The 18,844-nt window shown below is 44.7% G+C and carries 15 protein-coding genes and 2 tRNA genes; 16 read left to right on the top strand and 1 reads right to left on the bottom strand.

The genetic code is table 11. From position 1 onward, the window contains the following. Nucleotides 1-26: 26 nt before the first annotated feature. On the bottom strand, nucleotides 27-320 hold the full coding sequence (gene yhbY, locus PSE60_RS03060) for a ribosome assembly RNA-binding protein YhbY (protein ID WP_004905914.1): 294 nt from the start codon (nucleotides 318-320) through the stop codon (nucleotides 27-29). Nucleotides 321-455: 135 nt separating this feature from the next. On the opposite strand from yhbY, the gene rlmE reads away from it, so the two are divergent. The 16 genes from rlmE to PSE60_RS02980 all read left to right on the top strand — a co-directional run bounded on the left by rlmE (nucleotide 456) and on the right by PSE60_RS02980 (nucleotide 18,772). After that, entirely contained in the window at nucleotides 456-1,085 is a 630-nt protein-coding gene (rlmE, locus tag PSE60_RS03055) for a 23S rRNA (uridine(2552)-2'-O)-methyltransferase RlmE (protein ID WP_004905912.1), read from the top strand. 48 nt (nucleotides 1,086-1,133) lie between these two features. Further along, entirely contained in the window at nucleotides 1,134-3,143 is a 2,010-nt protein-coding gene (gene ftsH, locus PSE60_RS03050) for an ATP-dependent zinc metalloprotease FtsH (protein WP_272664539.1), read from the top strand. 66 nt (nucleotides 3,144-3,209) lie between these two features. Further along, a complete protein-coding gene (gene folP, locus PSE60_RS03045; protein ID WP_272664538.1) occupies nucleotides 3,210-4,046 on the top strand; it encodes a dihydropteroate synthase in 837 nt (278 codons plus the stop codon). A 4-nt stretch (nucleotides 4,047-4,050) separates the two neighbouring features. Beyond that, the gene (glmM, locus tag PSE60_RS03040) at nucleotides 4,051-5,388 is read left to right on the top strand and encodes a phosphoglucosamine mutase (RefSeq protein ID WP_004905906.1); all 1,338 of its coding nucleotides are present in this window, start codon (nucleotides 4,051-4,053) and stop codon (nucleotides 5,386-5,388) included. 220 nt (nucleotides 5,389-5,608) lie between these two features. Beyond that, nucleotides 5,609-5,953 carry a preprotein translocase subunit SecG gene (gene secG, locus PSE60_RS03035; RefSeq protein ID WP_004905902.1) on the top strand — a complete coding sequence of 115 codons (345 nt, stop codon included), beginning with the start codon at nucleotides 5,609-5,611 and terminating at the stop codon, nucleotides 5,951-5,953. A gap of 115 nt (nucleotides 5,954-6,068) precedes the next feature. Next, nucleotides 6,069-6,158, top strand: a tRNA-Leu gene (locus PSE60_RS03030). 59 nt (nucleotides 6,159-6,217) lie between these two features. Further along, nucleotides 6,218-6,294: transfer RNA gene (locus PSE60_RS03025), tRNA-Met, on the top strand. 252 nt (nucleotides 6,295-6,546) lie between these two features. Beyond that, nucleotides 6,547-6,999 carry a ribosome maturation factor RimP gene (rimP, locus tag PSE60_RS03020; RefSeq protein WP_004907471.1) on the top strand — a complete coding sequence of 151 codons (453 nt, stop codon included), beginning with the start codon at nucleotides 6,547-6,549 and terminating at the stop codon, nucleotides 6,997-6,999. A 23-nt stretch (nucleotides 7,000-7,022) separates the two neighbouring features. Beyond that, the gene (nusA, locus tag PSE60_RS03015; protein ID WP_004905898.1) at nucleotides 7,023-8,531 is read left to right on the top strand and encodes a transcription termination factor NusA; all 1,509 of its coding nucleotides are present in this window, start codon (nucleotides 7,023-7,025) and stop codon (nucleotides 8,529-8,531) included. A 23-nt stretch (nucleotides 8,532-8,554) separates the two neighbouring features. Then, complete coding sequence (gene infB / locus PSE60_RS03010) at nucleotides 8,555-11,293, top strand: translation initiation factor IF-2 (protein WP_272664537.1); 2,739 nt, start codon at nucleotides 8,555-8,557, stop codon at nucleotides 11,291-11,293. Between the two features lie 85 nt (nucleotides 11,294-11,378). Continuing rightward, nucleotides 11,379-11,789 carry a 30S ribosome-binding factor RbfA gene (gene rbfA / locus PSE60_RS03005; RefSeq protein ID WP_004905894.1) on the top strand — a complete coding sequence of 137 codons (411 nt, stop codon included), beginning with the start codon at nucleotides 11,379-11,381 and terminating at the stop codon, nucleotides 11,787-11,789. Next, nucleotides 11,789-12,742, top strand: a complete 954-nt coding sequence (truB, locus tag PSE60_RS03000) for a tRNA pseudouridine(55) synthase TruB (protein ID WP_272664536.1) — start codon at nucleotides 11,789-11,791, stop codon at nucleotides 12,740-12,742. The genes rbfA and truB overlap by 1 nt, the downstream gene beginning before the upstream one ends. 112 nt (nucleotides 12,743-12,854) lie before the next feature. Then, on the top strand, nucleotides 12,855-13,124 hold the full coding sequence (gene rpsO, locus PSE60_RS02995) for a 30S ribosomal protein S15 (protein ID WP_004905890.1): 270 nt from the start codon (nucleotides 12,855-12,857) through the stop codon (nucleotides 13,122-13,124). A gap of 402 nt (nucleotides 13,125-13,526) precedes the next feature. Continuing rightward, a complete protein-coding gene (pnp, locus tag PSE60_RS02990) occupies nucleotides 13,527-15,650 on the top strand; it encodes a polyribonucleotide nucleotidyltransferase (RefSeq protein WP_272664535.1) in 2,124 nt (707 codons plus the stop codon). 93 nt (nucleotides 15,651-15,743) lie between these two features. After that, nucleotides 15,744-16,661, top strand: coding sequence for a lipoprotein NlpI (nlpI, locus tag PSE60_RS02985; protein ID WP_004907480.1), 918 nt, complete (start codon nucleotides 15,744-15,746; stop codon nucleotides 16,659-16,661). Between the two features lie 170 nt (nucleotides 16,662-16,831). Continuing rightward, nucleotides 16,832-18,772, top strand: coding sequence for a DEAD/DEAH family ATP-dependent RNA helicase (locus tag PSE60_RS02980; protein WP_102138207.1), 1,941 nt, complete (start codon nucleotides 16,832-16,834; stop codon nucleotides 18,770-18,772). Nucleotides 18,773-18,844: the final 72 nt, after the last annotated feature.

Here is an 18,844-nt window from a genome sequence, read left to right as displayed (position 1 = left end):
GGCATTTTTATATAAATGATGGGAAATTATTTAGGTAAAATGATTTTGCGGTCTGCCGAAGGACGGTAGATAACAAGAATTTTACCGATGATTTGTACATTTACTGCACCAGTTTCGCGAACAATCGCATCAGCGATCAAATTTTTAGTATCACGGTCTTCGCCTGCGATCTTGACTTTGATAAGCTCATGATGCGCTAATGAGAGTTCAATCTCAGCCAAAACACCTTCGGTTAAACCATTGTTGCCGATCATAACAACAGGGTTTAAATGGTGAGCGAGACTTTTTAGGTGCTGAATTTGTTTTTTATTAAGATTCATTGATTTTTTGCTTGGTTAGTATTGAAAATGGCTTATTCTACCGCCATCTGATATCTATCACCATCAATTATATCTTTTTGATGGTAAAGAAGCAGCAAGTTAGGTGAAGTTCTTTTAGTATAGTTGGAAAGCACAATGGCCAATAAAAAACGTTCGGCAAGCTCAAGTCGCTGGTTGCAAGAGCATTTTAGTGATAAATATGTTCAGCAAGCACAAAAAAAAGGGCTACGCTCACGTGCATGGTTTAAGCTGGAAGAAATCCAGCAAGGTGATAAAATTTTTAAACCAGGTATGACCGTTGTTGATTTAGGAGCAGCCCCTGGTGGTTGGTCGCAATACGTTGTTAGCCAAATAGGTCATAATGGGCGGGTTATTGCTTGTGACTTATTGCCGATGGACCCAATCGTTGGCGTTGATTTCCTGCAAGGGGATTTTCGCGATGAAGCCGTTCTCGCCGCTTTGTTAGAACGCGTTGGCGACAAAAAAGTACAGGTGGTCATGTCTGACATGGCGCCAAATATGAGTGGGACACCAGCGGTTGATATTCCTCGCTCTATGTATCTAGTTGAATTAGCATTGGATATGTGCCGTGCTGTATTGGCGCCTGGGGGGAGTTTCATTGTTAAAGTGTTTCAGGGAGAAGGCTTTGACGATTACCTTAGGGATATCCGCTCCCTGTTTACGAAAGTAAAAGTTCGTAAACCCGAATCTTCGCGGGCACGGTCACGTGAAGTATACATTGTAGCGACAGGGCTAAAACTATAGTACCCTGAGCGTTATTTGTTAACACAGTTGTAATATGAGGTTAATCCCTTGAGTGACATGGCGAAAAACCTGATTCTCTGGTTAGTCATCGCAGTTGTTCTGATGTCCTTGTTCCAGAGTTTTGGCCCAAGCGATTCGAATAGTCGCAGAGTTGATTATTCTACGTTTATCAATGAGTTAGCCCAGGATCAGGTACGTGAAGTTCGTATCACCGGTCGTGAACTGAACGTCAGAAAGGCTGATAATAGCCGCTATACAACTTATCTTCCTATGCAGGATGAGAAGCTGTTAGACACTTTGCTGAATAAGCATGTGACGGTTGTTGGTGAACCACCAGAAGAACCTAGCTTACTGACATCTATTTTTATTTCCTGGTTCCCAATGCTTCTGTTGATTGGTGTCTGGATTTTCTTCATGCGCCAGATGCAAGGCGGTGGCGGCAAGGGGGCGATGTCATTTGGCAAAAGTAAAGCCCGCATGCTGACAGAAGATCAGATCAAAACAACATTTGCAGACGTTGCTGGGTGTGATGAAGCCAAAGAAGAAGTGGGCGAAATCGTAGAATTTCTGCGTGAACCTGCTCGTTTCCAAAAACTTGGCGGTAAAATTCCAAAAGGCGTCCTGATGGTAGGGCCTCCAGGAACGGGTAAAACATTACTGGCAAAAGCTATCGCAGGTGAAGCAAAAGTTCCATTCTTCACCATTTCCGGTTCAGACTTCGTGGAAATGTTTGTGGGTGTGGGGGCTTCTCGTGTTCGTGATATGTTCGAACAAGCGAAAAAAGCAGCTCCTTGTATCATCTTTATCGATGAGATTGACGCAGTAGGTCGTCAACGTGGTGCAGGTCTTGGTGGTGGTCACGATGAGCGTGAGCAAACACTGAACCAAATGCTGGTTGAAATGGACGGTTTCGAAGGTAATGAGGGTATCATTGTTATCGCAGCAACTAACCGTGCTGACGTACTTGACCCTGCTTTATTACGTCCAGGTCGTTTTGACCGTCAGGTAGTCGTTGGCTTACCAGACGTTCGTGGCCGTGAACAAATTCTGAAAGTGCATATGCGTCGTGTTCCTATCGACCCAAGCGTAGATACTTTCATTCTTGCACGTGCAACACCGGGCTTCTCTGGTGCTGAATTGGCAAACTTGGTTAACGAAGCCGCATTGTTTGCAGCACGTGCAAACATGCGTGTCGTTTCCATGGTTGAATTCGAAAAAGCGCGTGATAAAATTTGGATGGGTGCAGAGCGTCGTTCTCTGATGATGACCGAAGAGCAAAAAGAATCAACGGCTTACCATGAAGGTGGTCATATGATTATCGGTCATTTAATGCCAGAGCATGATCCTGTTCACAAAGTCACAATTGTTCCACGTGGCCAAGCGCTGGGTGTGGCCTTCTTCTTACCGGAAGGTGATGAAGTTAGCCGTAGTCGCTTGAAACTCGAAGGTATGATTGCGACAGCCTATGCGGGTCGTATTGCTGAAGAACTGATTTATGGCCGTGAAAAAGTTACTACAGGGGCTTCTTCCGATATTCAGTTCGCAACCAATACTGCACGTAACATGGTAACGCAATGGGGCTTCTCAGACCGTTTAGGCCCAATGCAATACTCGAAAGAAGAAGGTCCAGCGTTCTTAGGTCGTTCTTCAGGTAATGGTTCTGGAATTTCTGATGAAACAGCACGTATTGTTGATGAAGAAATTAAGAAAATTTTAGACCACTGTTACCAACTGGCTTACAAAACACTGGAAGATAATATCGATATTCTACATGCAACGAAAGATGCATTACTGAAATATGAAACTATCGATATGCCAATGATTGATGATTTAATGAATCGTCGTCCAGTTCGTGAACCAGCAGGTTGGGATGAAGATAAAAAAGTCAGTAATGTGACGGGGACATTTGGTAAAGGTGCGGCAAATGTAGCAAAAACAGCCGAAAAACCTCAATCTGAAGAACCTAACAACAGTGCTGAAGAACCAAGTAATACCGATAGTAGTAATAATACTGATGAATCAAAACCATCAGATAATAACGACAGCAAACCACAATAAGCGGTCGTGAAATAAAATACTAAGACCCCAGTTCGCTGGGGTTTTTTTCGTTAAGGAAAAATAACAATGCAAATCAAAGCGAGAGGCAGTGTTCTTGACTTATCCACACCAAAGGTGATGGGGATTTTGAATGTCACTCCTGATTCATTTTCAGATGGTGGCACTCATAATCGTTATCATGATGCGCTTGAGCATGTGGCAAAAATGGTTCAACACGGTGCGGCTATCATTGATATTGGTGGTGAATCGACTCGTCCTGGCGCTGCTGAAGTTTCTGTGAATGAGGAGCTTGACCGAGTTATTCCCATTGTTGAAGCGATAGCACAGCGTTTTGATGTGTGGATTTCAGTCGATACCTCGAAAGCGAAAGTCATGGCCGAAGCTGCAAACGCAGGTATGCATATTATCAATGACATTCGCTCGCTCCATGAGCCAGATGCATTAGAAGTTGCTGCGAAAACAGGTTTACCCGTTTGCATTATGCATATGCAAGGCCAGCCAAGAACGATGCAAGAAGCTCCAAACTATGAAAACGTGGTGCGTGAAGTAAAAGACTATCTTGATGCTGAAATCACCCGATGCGTGACAGCAGGGATAGAGAAACAGCAAATTATCCTTGATCCGGGCTTTGGTTTTGGTAAGAACTTGTCGCATAATTACCAGTTATTGGCAAACTTAGAACAATTTCATAATTTCGGACTACCGCTATTGGCAGGGATGTCACGTAAATCTATGATTGGACAATTATTAAATGTTCCACCACAAGAACGCCTCGCAGGCAGCTTAACTTGTGCAGTGATTGCTGCGATGCAAGGAGCACACATCATTCGGGTTCATGATGTCAAAGAAACCGTGCAAGCGATGCAAGTGGTACAGATGACTCTGTCAGAAAAGGAAAAATAAGCGTATGAGCGACCGTAAATATTTTGGTACTGATGGTATTCGTGGCAAAGTGGGTGATAGCCCAATTACCCCTGATTTTGTTTTAAAATTAGGTTGGGCGGCAGGAAAAGTTCTCGCACGTCATGGTTCTCGTAAAATTATTATTGGTAAAGATACGCGTATTTCTGGCTATATGCTCGAATCCTCGCTAGAAGCAGGTTTAGCTGCAGCAGGTTTATCCGCATCTTTCACCGGCCCAATGCCAACCCCTGCGGTCGCTTATTTAACACGTACTTTCCGCGCAGAAGCGGGGATTGTCATTTCAGCGTCTCATAACCCATATTATGACAATGGGATTAAATTCTTCTCAATTGACGGAACCAAACTGCCTGATGAAGTCGAAGAAGCCATTGAAGCTGAAATGGAAAAACCGATCACTTGTGTTGAGTCAGCAGAATTAGGTCGTGCAAACCGTATTGTCGATGCTGCGGGCCGTTATATTGAATTCTGTAAAGGTACGTTCCCGAACGAACAAAGCCTAGCAAGTTTAAAAATAGTGATTGACTGTGCTAACGGGGCTACTTATCACATCGCACCAAATGTGTTTCGTGAATTAGGCGCTGAGGTTATCACTATCGGTTGTGATCCTAATGGGATCAACATCAATGAAGAATGTGGTGCAACGGATGTGCGTCAATTGCAACAAAAAGTACTGGAAGAAAAAGCGCACGTTGGCTTGGCATTTGATGGTGATGGCGACCGCATTATCATGGTCGACCACCTCGGTGAAAAAGTCGATGGTGACCAAATCCTCTTTATTATTGCTCGTGAAGCGCTACGTCAAGGCCAACTAAAAGGCGGCGTAGTCGGAACACTAATGAGTAATATGGGATTAGAAATCGCCCTAAAACAGCTAGGTATTCCTTTTGAGCGTGCAAAAGTGGGCGACCGCTATGTCCTCGAAAAATTACAGGAAAAAGGTTGGCGCATGGGGGCTGAAAACTCAGGTCACGTGATTTTATTGGATAAAACGACTACTGGTGACGGGATTGTTGCAGGCTTGCAGGTATTAAGTGCTATGGTACGTAACCATATGAGCTTACATGACTTATGCAGTGGTATGAAATTATTACCTCAAGTGTTGGTCAATGTCCGTTTCAAAGGCCAACACGATCCACTACAAAGTGATGCGGTGGTTGCGGCGAACGAAGAAGTTGAAAAACAATTGGCAGGAAAAGGCCGTGTACTACTGAGAAAATCAGGAACAGAGCCGTTAATCCGTGTCATGGTTGAAGGTGAAAACGAAGCTGATGTGACAGCAATGGCAAACCATATTGCGGATGCTGTAAAAGCAGCGGGCTAAGTTGTTATGGGTGAAGCTGAGCGATATTTTGATGATTTGTTGTTTTTTTCTGCAAATAATCAAATGGAATCAAAATAGACTTGCTTGTCGGCTCAGCTTTGGTTAGTATTCGCACCTGCTCAATCCCGTAAGAGTATTCTTTCACGGTCGAAATGAGCAGGTGTGCAGTGATAAAGGTCATAGCATTAGGCTATGCACCGCAACTGAATAGGTAACTCAAATGTATGTAGCTCTTTTAATTATTTTCTTGCTAGCGGCTATCGGGCTTATTGGTCTGATTATGTTACAGCAAGGTAAAGGTGCTGACATGGGAGCTTCATTCGGTGCGGGCGCTTCTGCAACACTGTTTGGTTCATCGGGCTCAGGTAACTTCATGACCCGTATGACTGGAATCTTGGCTGCTGTGTTTTTCATCATCAGTTTGATACTTGGCAATATGACTGCTAACAAGTACGGAACTGGTAGTGGTAGTAAGTGGGAAAACATTAGTGAACCTACAAAAGTCGAGCAACCAACAGACGTTCCGGCAGCACCAGCTACACCAACGAGCGATATCCCTCGTTAAGTGTGAAAGATTCCGAATGAAGGCAACTAATGCCATCATTAAGTAGTAAGCTCAGCGATGAGTGAGAAGTTAAAATTTGAGGTTATTGATTAACTATTGATAACCTCGCCTCAGTGCCGAGGTGGTGAAATTGGTATACACGCTACCTTGAGGTGGTAGTGCCTACAAAACGGGCGTACGGGTTCAAGTCCCGTCCTCGGCACCATTATTTTAGATAGCTTGTGATTTACGGGTTATCTGTGTAGAATATGACACGTTTTCGAACGCGGGATGGAGCAGCTTGGTAGCTCGTCGGGCTCATAACCCGAAGGTCGTCGGTTCAAATCCGGCTCCCGCAACCATTTCTTATTCAACATACCTTGTCAGTATCGTAGTCTATAGTAGTTATCCGGTGTAGCAATCAAGTGCAGTTAACTAACAGCTCTCAAAATTTCTCATCGATTTCTCTAGATTTTACAGGTATAATAAGAATATGGTGAACCCGTGCACTACAGGGTCCAGTTGCATAAAGCCCCGAATTTCGGGGTTTTTTGTTATTTGACAATCGAATTAACTGGGCTTTTATAGCCCTTTTTTTATGTCTGGGGGTGGGCTTGTCCACATTAGAACAGAAATTAACAGAGATGATTTCAGCACCGGTGGAGGCGCTAGGCTTTGAATTTGTTGGCTTAGAGTTTATCCGTGGTCGCACATCGACACTGCGTGTCTTCATCGATAGTGAAGAAGGCATCACTGTTGATGATTGTGCTGATGTCAGCCATCAGGTCAGTGCAGTATTGGACGTTGAAGATCCAATTTCTGTCATTTATAACCTGGAAATATCGTCACCAGGGCTTGAGCGTCCATTATTCACTATTGCGCATTACGAGCGTTTTATGGGTGAAGAGGTGGCATTGACTTTGCGTATAGCAATGCAGAACCGCCGTAGGTGGCAAGGCGTTATTAAGGCCATAGACGGTGAAATGATTACGGTTACTGTAGATGGTAAGGATGAGGTGTTCGCCCTCGGCAACATCCAGAAAGCTAACTTGGTACCCCACTTTTAATAAAGTTCAATGAGGCAACTAGGATGAATAAAGAAATTCTGGCTGTTGTAGAAGCGGTTTCTAACGAAAAATCCCTCCCTCGTGAAAAAATCTTCGAGGCTCTGGAAACTGCATTAGCGACGGCAACTAAAAAGAAATACGAGCAAGAAATTGATGTCCGTGTGGAAATTGACCGTAAATCAGGTGATTTCGATACCTTCCGTCGTTGGTTAATTGTCGAAGAAGTCACAATGCCAACGCGTGAAATTACATTAGAAGCGGCTCAATACGAAGATCCGGCACTGCAGCTTGGAGAGTACGTCGAAGACCAAATCGAGTCTGTTGTATTTGACCGTATTACCACTCAAACAGCTAAGCAAGTTATCGTACAGAAAGTACGCGAAGCAGAGCGTGCGATGGTTGTTGACCAATTCCGTGAGCAACAAGGTGAAATTATCACGGCTCAGGTGAAAAAAGTTAATCGTGAAAATATCACGTTAGATTTAGGCAATAACGCTGAAGCTGTGATTCTGCGTGAAGATATGTTGCCACGTGAAAACTTCCGTCCAGGTGACCGTATCCGCGGAGTCCTGTATGATGTTCGTCCTGAGGCACGCGGTGCGCAACTTTTTGTTACGCGTTCTCGCCCTGAAATGCTGATTGAATTATTCCGCATTGAAGTACCAGAAATTGGCGAAGAAATTATTGAAATTAAAGCCGCTGCCCGTGACCCAGGTTCTCGTGCAAAAATTGCGGTGAAAACTAATGACAAGCGTATCGACCCTGTTGGTGCTTGTGTTGGTATGCGTGGAGCGCGAGTTCAAGCCGTTTCTAGTGAATTAGGCGGCGAAAGAATTGATATTGTGTTATGGGACGATAACCCAGCTCAATTCGTTATTAATGCAATGGCTCCGGCTGATGTTGCATCTATCGTAGTCGATGAAGACAAATGTACGATGGATGTTGCCGTAGAAAGCAGTAATCTGGCACAAGCCATTGGACGTAACGGTCAAAACGTACGTCTGGCAGCTCAATTACTGAAAAAACACCGTGGTGATGACAAGTGGGAATTAAACGTCATGACCGCAGAAGAGCTTAATGCAAAACATCAGGCAGAAGCACATGCTTCTATTGATACATTCACCAAGCATCTTGATATTGATGAAGAGTTTGCCACTGCACTTGTTGAAGAAGGCTTCTCGACGTTAGAAGAACTGGCTTACGTGCCTATTAATGAACTTCTGGAAATTGATGGTCTTGATGAAGAGACTGTTGAAGTTCTACGTGAAAGAGCGAAAGCGGCCCTCACCACAATAGAATTGGCTCAAAAAGAGAGCCTAGGTGATAATCAGCCAGCAGAAGATTTGTTGAATCTTGAAGGTATGGATCGTACTCTTGCCTATAATTTGGCTACTCGTGGAATCTGTACACTGGAAGATCTTGCTGAGCAGGGCATCGACGACCTGATTGATATTGAAGGTCTGGATGATGAGAAAGCAGGTACGCTCATCATGGCCGCACGTAATATTTGCTGGTTCGGTAACGATGCGTAAACACTGTAGCAGGAAGGAACGGCATGACAGAAACTGTAAAAACATTGGCAACGGAAATTCAAACCACAGTTGATCGCCTGGTACAGCAATTTGCTGAAGCAGGGATCAAAAAAGGTGAGAATGACTCTGTTAGTCAGTCAGAAAAAGAAGCTTTACTGAGCCATTTAAACCGTGAACAAGGCGGGGCAGCGGGTCAGCCAAGCAAATTGACACTACAGCGCAAAACTCGTAGTACGCTGAGTGTCCCCGTCACCGGTGGCAAAAGCAAATCGGTAAATGTCGAAGTCCGCAAAAAACGCACTTATGTGAACCGTGATGCTGAAGAAGCAAAAGCGGAAGAGCAGGCGCAGCGTGAAGCGGAAGAGCAGGCACAGCGCGAAGCTGAAGAACTGGCACAACGTCAAGCAGAAGCAAAACGATTAGCAGAAGAAACAGCTAAACGTGAAGCGGAAGAAAAGGCAAAACGTGAAGCCCAAGAGAAAGCAAAACGTGAAGCAGCAGATAAAGCTACGCGCGAAGCAGCGGAAAGAGAAAAAGTGAAACCAAGCGAAAATCAACAAAAAGCAGGCAAAGCTGTAGAAAGTAATGCCGACAAACAACGCCGTGAAGCTGAAGCTGCGGAGCTAAAACGTAAAGCTGAAGAAGAAACTCAGCGCAAAGTTGAAGCAGAAGCACGTCGCGTGGCTGAAGAAGCACGCAAAATGGCTGAAGAAAACGGCGAAAAATGGACTGCTGACACGAAGACTGAAGAAGACAGCGATTATCACACAACCACTTCAACGCATGCTCGCGCTGCTGAAGATGAAAGTGATGAGAAAGAAGAAGGCCGTCGTTCACGTAACCGTACAGCGAAAGCACCTCGTCAGAAAAAAGGTAACAAACTTTCTGAGAAAGCAGACCGCGAAGAAGAGCGTGCTGCGGGTCGTTCAGGCCGTACTAAAGGTAAACAACGTAAAGGTAGTTCTTTACAGCAAAGCTTTACTAAGCCAGCAGCAGCGGTTAACCGTGATGTTGTGATTGGCGAGACTATCACTGTGGGTGAACTCGCGAATAAAATGGCAGTAAAAGGTTCTCAAGTCATCAAAACGATGATGAAGATGGGCGCTATGGCGACTATCAACCAAGTGATTGACCAAGAAACTGCACAATTAGTCGCAGAAGAAATGGGTCATAAAGTTATTCTGCGCCGTGAGAACGAGTTAGAAGAATCGGTAATGAATGACCGTGATACGGGTTCTGCAGCGCAAGAACCACGTGCACCTGTTGTTACCATCATGGGTCACGTTGACCACGGTAAAACCTCTTTACTTGACTACATTCGTTCAACGAAAGTGGCATCAGGCGAAGCGGGTGGTATTACTCAGCACATCGGTGCTTACCACGTGCAAACTGACAAAGGTATGATTACCTTCCTAGACACCCCAGGTCACGCCGCGTTTACATCTATGCGTGCTCGTGGTGCTCAGGCAACAGATATCGTTGTTCTGGTTGTTGCAGCGGACGATGGCGTAATGCCACAAACTATCGAAGCTATCCAACATGCGAAAGCTGCGGGTGTACCGATTGTTGTTGCTGTGAACAAAATTGATAAACCAGAAGCGGATATTGACCGTGTTAGAAATGAGCTGTCTCAGTACGGTGTTATTTCTGAAGAGTGGGGTGGTGATACTCAATTTATCGGTGTATCTGCGAAAGTGGGTACAGGTATTGACGATTTACTTGATGCACTGTTACTGCAAGCTGAAGTTTTAGAACTGAAAGCAGTTTATACCGGCATGGCAAGCGGCGTGGTTGTTGAGTCTTACTTAGACAAAGGTCGTGGCCCTGTGGCAACTATCCTAGTTCAAGAAGGTACGCTGAACAAAGGTGATATCGTCCTGTGTGGATTTGAATATGGCCGTATTCGTGCAATGCGTAACGAATTAGGTAAAGAAGTTCAATCTGCCGGTCCATCAATGCCTGTTGAGATTTTAGGTCTGTCTAGCGTCCCTTCTGCGGGTGACGAAGCGACAGTTGTTCGTGATGAGAAAAAAGCACGTGAAGTTGCCCTGTATCGTCAAGGTAAATTCCGCGATGTTAAATTAGCTCGTCAGCAGAAATCTAAACTGGAAAACATGTTTGCTAACATGGAAGAAGGTAAAGTTTCTGAACTGAACATTGTACTGAAAACTGACGTTCAAGGTACTTGTGAAGCGATCACTGACTCTCTGATGAAACTGTCAACAGATGAAGTTAAAGTGAAAATCATCGGTTCAGGCGTGGGTGGTATCACTGAAACTGACGCGACACTGGCTGCTGCATCAAACGCAATCATCCTAGGCTTTAACGTCCGTGCTGATGCCTCTGCACGTCGTGTAATTGAAAGCGAAAGTGTTGATTTACGTTACTACTCGGTCATCTATAGCTTGATTGATGAAATCAAACAAGCGATGAGTGGTATGTTGGCACCTGAATACAAACAGCAAATCATTGGTCTGGCAGAAGTCCGTGATGTATTTAAATCACCGAAATTCGGTGCAGTTGCTGGTTGTATGGTTACTGAAGGTACCATTAAACGTAATAACCCAATCCGTGTCCTGCGTGATAACGTGGTTATCTATGAAGGTGAATTAGAATCACTGCGTCGCTTTAAAGATGACGTTAGTGAAGTTCGTAACGGTATGGAATGTGGTATCGGCGTTAAGAACTACAACGACGTTCGCGTTGGCGATATGATCGAAGTCTTCGAAATCATTGAAGTTAAACGTTCTATTGACGGTTAATTTTGTGAGAGCCCACGAAGCATCGTGACTACAAAATAGTGTTATAAGGGGGCGATAGCCCCCTTTATTGTCAGGAGACATAACGATGGCAAAAGAATTCAGTCGTGCTCAGCGCGTTGCGCAAGAGATGCAAAAAGAAATTGCGATCATCTTACAACGTGAGATCAAAGACCCACGTATTGGTATGGCTACCGTTTCAGGTGTCGAGTTATCTCGCGATCTCGCATACGGTAAAGTCTTTGTGACTTTCTTCAATATCGCTAATGATAAAAGTGAAGAAGAAATGGTTGCAGACGGCATTAAAGCATTAAATGAAGCATCAGGCTTTATACGTTCATTAATTGGAAAAGCCATGCGTTTGCGTATTATTCCTGAGTTAACATTTGAGTATGACAACTCTCTTGTTGACGGTATGCGGATGTCTAATTTAGTGTCAAATGTGATCCGCGATGATGAAAAACGTCGTGCGGATGTTAGTGATAAAGAGGAAAAATAATGGGGCGTCGTCGTAGCGGCCGTAATATTGACGGCGTAGTGCTGCTGGATAAACCCACGGATATTTCTTCAAATGATGCGCTGCAAAAAGTGCGGCGCTTTTTTAATGCCAATAAAGCTGGGCATACGGGGGCACTTGACCCACTCGCAACAGGTATGTTGCCTGTGTGCCTCGGCGAAGCGACGAAATTTTCCCAGTTTTTACTCGATTCAGATAAACGTTATCGCGTCATTGCTCGTCTTGGGCAACGTACTGACACGTCGGATTCACACGGCGAAATTATCAGTGAGCGTAACGTAGAGTTTACACAGCAGCAACTGGATGACGCTTTAGCGTTTTTCCGCGGTGATACATTACAAGTTCCTTCAATGTATTCTGCGTTGAAACATCAAGGTCGTCCATTGTATGAATATGCACGTAAAGGAATTATGGTTGAGCGTGAAGCTCGTCCAATTACAGTGTATGAGTTGCAGTTTATTCGTTTAGAAAATAACGAATTAGAGCTGGAAATACACTGTTCTAAAGGAACCTATATTCGTACAATTATTGATGACCTCGGTGAGATGTTAGGCTGTGGTGCGCATGTGATTTACTTGCGTCGAGTGCAAGTGGCTAACTATCCTTATGAGCGAATGGTAACATTAGAGCAATTAGCCGCTTTACGAGCAAAAGTAGATGCAGGTGAAGGTTCTTTTGAGTCCTTGCTTGATACTTTATTATTGCCAATGGATACCGCAGTCGTTCATTTTCCAGCTGTAAATATTACAGAGGAAACAGCGGCTTACTTTAAACAGGGTCAACCTGTGAGAGCCGCGGTTGAAGGCCTTGAAGAAAACGGTATGGTTCGAGTCACTTGTGGTACAGAGCAGCGGTTTATCGGTATTGCTCTGGTGAGTGAGGATGGACGTATCGCACCGAAGCGTTTGGTTGTGGAAAATGAACAGCCCGCGTAGTAGCGCTTATTGCTTTGCTGCCTTAAGCAGCGTAGAATAGCGGCGCTTAATCTTGAGATGCTAAATTAGAGATTGGCTCTCATCACTTACATTAATCATTTTGGAGTTTATTATGTCTCTAAGTAATGAAGCGAAAGCTAAAATCGTTGCTGAGTTCGGCCGCGGTGAAAATGACACTGGTTCAAGCGAAGTTCAAATCGCTCTGCTGACTGCACAAATCAACCACCTGCAAAGCCACTTTGCAGAGCACAAAAAAGATCACCACAGCCGTCGTGGTCTGCTGCGTATGGTTGCTCAGCGTCGTCGCTTACAAGCTTACTTGAAAGGTAAAGATATCGCGCGTTACACTGCTCTTATCGAGCGTTTAGGTCTGCGTCGCTAATCTTACTCTAGATAATTCGAGTTGCAGCTAGGCTAAAAATGAGTGAATTACTAGGAATATACATCAGTATGTGGCTAGTACGAGTGAATGTAGTCAACAACGTTGCAACTTGAAGTATGACGAGTAGAGTCAGTTTCAGAGAAAAGGGGCCAGAGGCCCCTTTTCTTCTAAAAGTTATTTTGAAAGTTGAAGTAATACTCGAATTATACTTAACTTAAATGCTAAGCTATAAGTCGTAGTAAGCTGTTTTATTAATGCCTCTTCGCTGCATCCGATTCGCGCGGCTAATGAGAGAGCTGATCACTGGAATATCAGTATTCTCATTAGTCGCGAGGCTGTAGTAGGAAGAGTAAGCCAATGCTCCCTGAGAATCTCAGGTAGCCTTACAAAAAGGGTAATATAGTGTTAAATCCTATTGTTCGTAAATTCCAATACGGTCAACATACTGTCTCGATTGAAACAGGTATGATTGCACGCCAAGCATCTGCTGCTGTTATGGTTAACATGGATGACACTGCAGTATTTGTGACTGCAGTTGCACAGAAAAAAGTGAAAGAAGGTCAAGACTTCTTCCCTTTAACTGTTAACTATCAAGAACGTACATATGCAGCGGGCCGTATCCCAGGAAGCTTCTTCCGTCGTGAAGGTCGTCCTGGTGAAGGTGAAACGTTAATCGCTCGTCTGATTGACCGTCCTCTACGCCCTCTGTTCCCAGAAGGTTTTTATAACGAAATTCAAATCATTGCGACTGTTGTGTCTGTTAACCCACAAGTTAATCCAGATATTGTTGCGATGATCGGTGCGTCTGCAGTATTAGCACTGTCAGGTGTTCCATTTAATGGCCCAATCGGTGCGGCACGTGTTGGTTTTATCAATGACCAATATGTTCTGAACCCTACAGCAGACGAGCTGAAAAACAGCCGTTTGGACTTAGTGGTTGCAGGTACTGATAACGCGGTATTAATGGTTGAATCTGAAGCTGATTTATTAAGCGAAGAGCAAATGTTAGGTGCGGTGGTATTTGGCCACGACCAACAACAAGTTGTTATTCAGAATATCAATGAATTAGTGAAAGAAGCGGGTAAAGAGAAATGGGATTGGCAGCCAGAGCCAGTTAACCAAGCTCTGCATGACCGTGTTGCACAATTAGCTGAAAGCCGTATGGGCGACGCTTACCGCATCACTGAGAAACAAGAGCGCTACGCGCAGGTTGACTTAATCAAAGAAGAAGTCACTGCAGTATTAGTTGCTGAAGACGAAAACGTTGATGTTTCTGAAGTTGCTGACATTTTAGCAAGCTTAGAAAAACAAGTTGTTCGTAGCCGTGTTATCCGTGGTGAGCCACGCATCGATGGCCGCGAAAAAGATATGGTTCGCGCTCTGGACGTTCGTACGGGTGTTCTGCCACGTACTCACGGTTCTGCGCTGTTTACTCGTGGTGAAACTCAAGCACTGGTAACGGCAACGTTAGGTACAGAACGTGATGCGCAGGTTATCGACCAATTAATGGGCGAATATACTGACCGTTTCTTATTCCATTACAACTTCCCTCCATACTCTGTTGGTGAAACTGGCATGGTGGGTTCACCAAAACGTCGTGAAATCGGTCATGGCCGCTTAGCGAAACGTGGTGTGTTAGCAGTAATGCCAGACCACGCTGATTTCCCATACACTATCCGTGTTGTATCTGAAATCACTGAATCTAATGGTTCATCATCAATGGCATCTGTTTGTGGTGCATCATTAGCACTGATGGATGCTGGTGTGCCAATTAAAGCCGCTGTTGCAGGTATTGCAATGGGTCTGGTGAAAGAAGGTAACGATTTCGTTGTTCTGTCTGACATCTTAGGTGACGAAGACCACTTAGGTGACATGGACTTTAAAGTAGCTGGTAGCCGTGAAGGTATCAGTGCACTGCAAATGGACATCAAAATCGAAGGTATCACACGTGAAATCATGCAAGTTGCTCTGAACCAAGCAAAAGGTGCACGTCTGCACATTCTTGGTACAATGGAACAAGCAATTAATGGTCCACGTGAAGAGATCTCTGAATTTGCACCACGCATTTACACGATCAAAATTAACTCAGACAAAATCAAAGATGTCATCGGTAAAGGTGGTTCAGTGATCCGTGCATTAACGGAAGAAACTGGCACAACGATTGAAATCGAAGATGATGGTACTGTTAAGATTGCCGCAACTGATGGCCTGAAAGCGAAAGAAGCCATTCGTCGTATCGAAGACATTACTGCAGAAGTTGAAGTGGGCCGCATTTACCCAGGTAAAGTAACCCGTATCGTCGACTTTGGTGCATTCGTTGCGATTGGTGGGGGTAAAGAAGGTCTGGTTCATATTTCTCAAATCGCGGATAAGCGTGTTGAGAAAGTGACAGATTACCTGCAAATGGGTCAAGAAGTTCCTGTTAAGGTATTGGAAATTGACCGTCAAGGTCGTATCCGCCTTAGCATGAAAGAAGCGGTAGCAACTGAAGAACCAACTGCACAGCCGCAGGACTCAGCAGAGTAAGCTGACCTAACAGCGTTCTATTAAATTAGGGCGCTATCAGCCTAAATTTGCTGAAACCATAATTTGTAAAGCGTGGTAATGTAAGGGCGGAGTATGTCGAACAGTATCTGTCTTCGGGTGAGAGATTATCGCACGTTACCGCGTGTGCTCTTGGCGCTTATCTTTTTTGTTATTATTGGATGTAGTAGCAAAGATTGGCGAAAGAACGAGGTATTTGCCGTTCCACTTCAACCTTCATTGCAACAAGAAGTGATACTGGCTCGTATGGAACAAATCCTTGCGAGCCGGTCTTTAACCGATGATGAATACGCACAGCTTTTATATGAGCGCGGTGTGTTGTATGATAGTCTCGGTTTAAGGGCACTGGCGCGTAATGATTTTTCAACTGCGTTAGCCATTCGTCCTGATATTCCTGAAGTTTTTAATTTTTTAGGGATATATTTTACGCAGGCAGGCAATTATGATGCTGCCTATGAAGCGTTTGATTCTGTTTTAGAGCTTGATCCAACTTACAATTTCGCGCGAATGAATCGTGGCATCGCATTATATTACGGTGAACGATACAAACTAGCGCAGGATGATCTGCTGGCGTATTATCAGATAGATCCAAATGATCCTTTTCGTACACTGTGGCTTTATCTCGTAGAGAAAGACATAGACCCGCGTATGGCGCAAGATAATCTTGCCGCCCGCTACAACCAAGCGGAGAAAGGGCAATGGGGCTGGAATATCGTAGAATTCTATCTTGGCAATATCGATGAAAATACATTGATGGCGCGTTTGAAAGAAACGTCTACGGATAACACTTCGCTCGCTGAGCATCTCAGTGAAACTAACTTCTATTTAGGTAAGCATTACCTAAGTCTGGGGGATAAGGATAGCGCAGTTGCGTTATTCAAACTGACGGTAGCTAACAACGCTCACAGCTTTGTTGAACACCGCTATGCATTGTTGGAATTGGCGCTGTTAGGCCAAGAACAAGACGACCTTTTAGAATCGGGCCAGCAATAGCTGACGAACATTTCACGATATTTTTTTAAGTCATCATCCCTCGGGGTGACGGCCTATTTGTTCGTTTAATAAACACAATTTGAGCCAGTTCACATTTTAAATGAAAATGACCGAAATGATTTTCGCATGGTTATGTAAACTGGCTGCCATTATGTATGAGGCACCTTTACATGACTACTGAGACCGATATTTCTTTTGCTGAGTTAGGTTTATCAGCATCTATTTTGACAGCACTAAACGACCTGGGATATGAAAAACCATCACCAATCCAACAACAATGTATTCCATTGTTAATGGATGGTAATGATGTATTAGGTATGGCACAAACAGGTAGCGGTAAAACTGCTGCATTTAGTTTGCCATTACTGCATAACATCGACCCAGATTTAAAAGCTCCGCAAATTTTAGTCCTTGCACCAACTCGTGAGTTGGCTGTTCAGGTAGCGGAAGCAATGAGCGATTTCTCTAAACATATGAATCGCGTTAACGTTGTTGCCCTGTATGGTGGCCAACGTTATGACGTACAATTACGTGCACTGCGCCAAGGACCGCAAATTGTTGTGGGTACACCAGGCCGCCTTCTTGATCACTTAAAACGTGGCACGTTAGACCTTTCTAAATTAAAAGGCTTAGTTTTAGACGAAGCTGATGAAATGCTGCGTATGGGCTTCATTGAAGATGTTGAAAACATCATGAGCCAAATTCCAGCTGAGCACCAAACTGCGCTGTTCTCTGCAACAATGCCTGAGCCAATTCGTCGTATTACACGTCGTTTTATGAAAGACCCGAAAGAGATTCGCATTCAGGCTAGCATTACCACTCGTCCAGATATTGCCCAGAGCTATTGGACTGTGTACGGCATGCGTAAAAATGAAGCGTTAGTACGTTTCTTAGAAGCAGAAGACTTTGATGCTGCGATTATTTTCGTACGTACCAAAAATGCAACATTAGAAGTGGCTGAAGCGTTAGAACGCAATGGCTACAACAGTGCGGCACTTAATGGTGACATGAACCAAGCACTGCGTGAGCAAACGTTAGAGCGTTTAAAAGATGGCCGTTTGGATATCTTGATTGCAACTGACGTTGCAGCACGTGGTTTGGATGTTGAGCGTATTAGTTTAGTTGTTAACTACGACATCCCAATGGATGCGGAATCATACGTTCACCGTATTGGCCGTACTGGTCGTGCGGGTCGTGCGGGCCGTGCGTTACTGTTTGTTGAAAACCGTGAACGTCGTCTGCTACGTAACGTTGAACGTACGATGAAACTGACTATTCCTGAAGTTGAGTTACCAGATGCCGATCTGCTGAGCCAACGTCGTCAGGCGAAATTTGCTGAGAAAATTCAACAGCAATTAGAAAGCAGCGATTTAGACCAATACCGTTCACTGTTAGCAAAAATGTCTCCATCAGAAGATGTCGATATGGAAACTTTAGCAGCGGCATTGTTAAAAATGGCACAAGGCGAGCGTGCGCTGATCCTGCCACCAGATGCGCCACGTCGCCCACGTCGTGAATTCAACGACCGTGATGACCGCCGTGGTGGTGATCGTCGTGATCGTAACAGCAACGGCAACGGTTTTGACCGTGCTGAACGCGGTGAGCGTGGCGGCCGTCGTGAGCGTCGTGATGTGGGTGATATGGAGATGTACCGTATTGAAGTTGGCCGTGATGATGGTGTGGAAGTTCGTCACATTGTTGGTGCGATTGCTAACGAAGCGGATATCAGCAGCCGTTATATCGGTAATATCAAATTGTACGGAACGCACTCGACAATTGAATTGCCAAAAGGTATGCCAACGGATGTGTTAACACATTTAAGTCGCGCACGCATTCTGAATAAACCAACGCAAATGCAACTGATCGGTGATGCACAACCGTTCGAACGTCGTGGCGGCGGTGAGCGCCGTGGTGGTCCACGTCGTGAGGGCGGTAGCGAAGGTGGCTTCGGTGCAGGTCGCCGTAATGACCGTGGCGGTGAGCGCGGTGGTGAACGTCGTGGCGGCGGTGAGCGTCGTGGTGGTGGTAACCGTGACCGTGGTAACTCTGCTCCACGCCAAGATGGCACGAATGCGGCACCTCGTCGCCGTAGCAGCAGCCATAACGCATAATGACTTGGTTTTATAGGGATTAATTCCCTACTAAAACACAAAACCCGCATTTCATTGAAGTGCGGGTTTTTT

This window comes from Providencia sp. PROV174, assembly GCF_028480685.1.
Taxonomy (GTDB): Bacteria; Pseudomonadota; Gammaproteobacteria; order Enterobacterales; family Enterobacteriaceae; genus Providencia; species Providencia rettgeri.
This window is presented reverse-complemented; position numbering and strand designations above follow the sequence as displayed.

Excerpts from the sequence above, each read along its gene's own strand:
- yhbY (WP_004905914.1), bottom strand. The coding sequence starts at position 320 with ATGAATCTTAATAAAAAACAAATTCAGCACCTAAAAAGTCTCGCTCAC.
- rlmE (WP_004905912.1), top strand. The coding sequence starts at position 456 with ATGGCCAATAAAAAACGTTCGGCAAGCTCAAGTCGCTGGTTGCAAGAG.
- folP (WP_272664538.1), top strand. The coding sequence starts at position 3,210 with ATGCAAATCAAAGCGAGAGGCAGTGTTCTTGACTTATCCACACCAAAG.
- glmM (WP_004905906.1), top strand. The coding sequence starts at position 4,051 with ATGAGCGACCGTAAATATTTTGGTACTGATGGTATTCGTGGCAAAGTG.
- secG (WP_004905902.1), top strand. The coding sequence starts at position 5,609 with ATGTATGTAGCTCTTTTAATTATTTTCTTGCTAGCGGCTATCGGGCTT.
- nusA (WP_004905898.1), top strand. The coding sequence starts at position 7,023 with ATGAATAAAGAAATTCTGGCTGTTGTAGAAGCGGTTTCTAACGAAAAA.
- infB (WP_272664537.1), top strand. The coding sequence starts at position 8,555 with ATGACAGAAACTGTAAAAACATTGGCAACGGAAATTCAAACCACAGTT.
- rbfA (WP_004905894.1), top strand. The coding sequence starts at position 11,379 with ATGGCAAAAGAATTCAGTCGTGCTCAGCGCGTTGCGCAAGAGATGCAA.
- truB (WP_272664536.1), top strand. The coding sequence starts at position 11,789 with ATGGGGCGTCGTCGTAGCGGCCGTAATATTGACGGCGTAGTGCTGCTG.
- rpsO (WP_004905890.1), top strand. The coding sequence starts at position 12,855 with ATGTCTCTAAGTAATGAAGCGAAAGCTAAAATCGTTGCTGAGTTCGGC.
- nlpI (WP_004907480.1), top strand. The coding sequence starts at position 15,744 with ATGTCGAACAGTATCTGTCTTCGGGTGAGAGATTATCGCACGTTACCG.
- PSE60_RS02980 (WP_102138207.1), top strand. The coding sequence starts at position 16,832 with ATGACTACTGAGACCGATATTTCTTTTGCTGAGTTAGGTTTATCAGCA.